The 2,406-nt window shown below is 77.0% G+C and carries 2 protein-coding genes and 1 pseudogene; 1 reads left to right on the forward strand and 2 read right to left on the reverse strand.

The features are described 5' to 3' along the window. Positions 1-636 (forward strand): annotated as a pseudogene (locus CBZ_RS18040) (hypothetical protein); the annotation flags it as partial. Positions 637-733: 97 nt separating this feature from the next. Here CBZ_RS18040 and CBZ_RS18045 read toward each other — a convergent pair. Together CBZ_RS18045 and CBZ_RS18050 are read right to left on the reverse strand one after the other, a co-directional pair. Next, complete coding sequence (locus CBZ_RS18045; protein WP_130782853.1) at positions 734-1,648, reverse strand: transglutaminase family protein; 915 nt, start codon at positions 1,646-1,648, stop codon at positions 734-736. Continuing rightward, a partial coding sequence (locus CBZ_RS18050; RefSeq protein ID WP_130782854.1) for an alpha-E domain-containing protein occupies positions 1,645-2,406 on the reverse strand: 762 nt, incomplete at its 5' end. The genes CBZ_RS18045 and CBZ_RS18050, both read right to left, overlap by 4 nt.

Genomic DNA, 2,406 nt, shown 5'->3' on the forward strand with positions numbered 1-2,406 from the left:
GGGCCGGGGGGCGTCGCGCCTGCGGACGGCGCAGCCGCGGGCGGCGTGCCCGTGCCCGGCCTGCACGACCTCGCGCTCGGCTGGACCGTCGCCGCCGCCCGCCGCGCCGCCGGTGCCGTCCTGCCGTCCGACGGGTCCCGGGTCGTCGCACCCGACCCCGCGTCCGCCGTCGACCTCACCCTCTGGTCGGCCGTGCCGCTCGCCCCGCAGGACGTCGTGCCGCTCGTCCGGCCCGCGTTCGGCGGCGCACGCATCGGCCCCACCGACGTCCCGCAGCCCGCCGTGTCCGACCCCGGCGCGCAGCCGTTCTCGCTCGCGGCGACCTTCGAGTACGACGGCGTCGTCACCGTGCGGGCCGCGCGCGCCCGCGAGGTCCCGCTCGTCCTGTCGACCGTCGACCAGCGGCAGTACGGCACCTGGGCGTACCACGTGGTGTGGCAGCCGCCGGACCCGAGCGAGCTGCACGTCGAGCACCCGTCGCAGCTGCACGTCATCGCCCGGTCGCGGGTCAGCCCGTCCGTCGCGCGCGTCACCGCGACGCTGTGGCGGGTCGCGGGCGGCACCGTCGTCGACAGCGGCGGGTTCGCCGTCCCGCCCGAGGAGCTCGCGGAGCGCGCGCGGACCGACCTGCGCTGACCGGCTGGCCGACGGGCGCGCGGACCAGCCGGCTGACGGGCGCGCGGACCGGCGGGCCCATGGGCAGGGGGTGCCGCCGTCGGTGCGGCCCGGGCCGTCAGAGGAACGGGTCGCTGCCCGCCGGCACCAGGTCCACCTGCACCGACGGGTGCGCGCCGCGGCCCTCGGTGAAGATGACCCCCCGCAGCGGCGGGACGTCGTGGTAGTCCCGGCCCCAGCCGAGCAGCACGTACCGGTCGTCGACGAGCTGGTCGTTCGTCGGGTCGATCTCGACCCACCCCGCCCCGGGCGCCCACGCCGACACCCACGCGTGCGACGCGTCGGCCCCGCGCAGCTTCTCCCGGCCCGCGGGCGGGCGGGTCTCGATGTACCCGCTCGAGTACCGGGCGGGCAGCCCGTGCAGCCGCAGCGCCGCGATCATCAGGTGTGCGAAGTCCTGGCACACCCCGGCGCGCTGCGCGAGGAGCTGGTCCTGCGTCGTGTGGACGGTCGTCGAGCCGGACCGGTACGCGAGCTCGGTGCGGATGCGGTGGGCCAGGTCGACCAGGACCTCGCCGATCGGGCGACCGGGCGTCATCGAGGGCGCGGCCCAGTCGCGCACCGCGTCCGTGCGGCGCACGTGCACCGACGGCAGCAGCGACTCCCGGAGCCGGACCAGCGCCTGCTCGTCGACCGTCGCGACGCCCTCCCGGACGGCCTCGACGACCTCCTCCCACGGCATCTGCGGCAGCCGCTCCGGCTCGGGGGCCGAGCGCGTCACCTCGATCGTCGAGCGGGACGTCACCGTGAGCCGGGTGTGCGGCTCGGTCACCCCGAAGTACGTCGTGCGGTTGCCGAAGTAGTCGACGTGCGCGGCCGTGTCCGCGGGCAGCGGGTCGATCTCCAGGGACGTCGCGAGGCACGCCTGCCCGGGGACGTCGCGCGGGGTCAGCGTCGTGCGGCCGTACGAGTCCGTGACGGGCTGCGCGTACGTGTACGTGGTGCGGTGCACCAGGTCGTAGGTGCGGCTCATGCGGGGGAGTCCCAGAGGTCCTCGAGCGCCTGGCTCGGCGCGGGGCGGACGAAGTGCACCTTCTCGATCTCGTCGGCGGCGGCGTGCAGGCGCCAGCGCATCGACTCCAGCGTCTCGGCGAGCCGGACCCGGCGGCCGTCCGCGTCGACCTCGGCCGCGGCCTGCGGGTCGAGCTCCTCGACGAGCGCGACGACGTCGCCGATCAGGTGGTCGCGCTGGTCCGTCGGCACGTGCGCGACCGGCACCGCGGCGAGGTCCTCCGTGAGCCGGTCGAGCTGGTAGGCGAGCGAGCGCGGGTTGGTGCGGTCGAGCAGCAGCAGCTCCAGGACCTGCGGCACGCGCGCACCCGACTGGTAGCGGCGGCGGGCCGTGATGACCGACTCGTGCGTCGTGAGGACGGACTCCAGGACCAGGCGGTCGACCGTCGCGGGCCGCTGCTCGACGAGCGTCGCCTGCAGGCTCTCGACCAGGTGCTGCGCGCGCTCGACGCGCCGCCCGGCGTCGAGGAGCCGCCAGCCGACGTCCCGGACCAGGCCTTCCGCCGCGATGCCCGCGATTGCGAGCAGGCCCTCCAGGACGCCGTCGAGCGCGGGCCGCAGCCCGGCGGTCACGGCACGCAGGTCGACGTCGGCACCCCCGGGCGCGACACCCCCGGACGCGGCACCCGGCGACACGGCGCCCGCCGGCGCGCCGGTCGCGTCGCTCGTCGAGGCTCGGGACGCGGCCGCACCGCGCGACCGGGCGCGCTCGTCCTGCAG

The sequence above is a fragment of the Cellulomonas biazotea genome, assembly GCF_004306155.1.
Taxonomy (GTDB): Bacteria; Actinomycetota; Actinomycetes; order Actinomycetales; family Cellulomonadaceae; genus Cellulomonas; species Cellulomonas biazotea.

Coding starts and splice junctions, on each gene's coding strand:
- CBZ_RS18045 (WP_130782853.1), bottom strand. CDS start 1,648: ATGAGCCGCACCTACGACCTGGTGCACCGCACCACGTACACGTACGCG.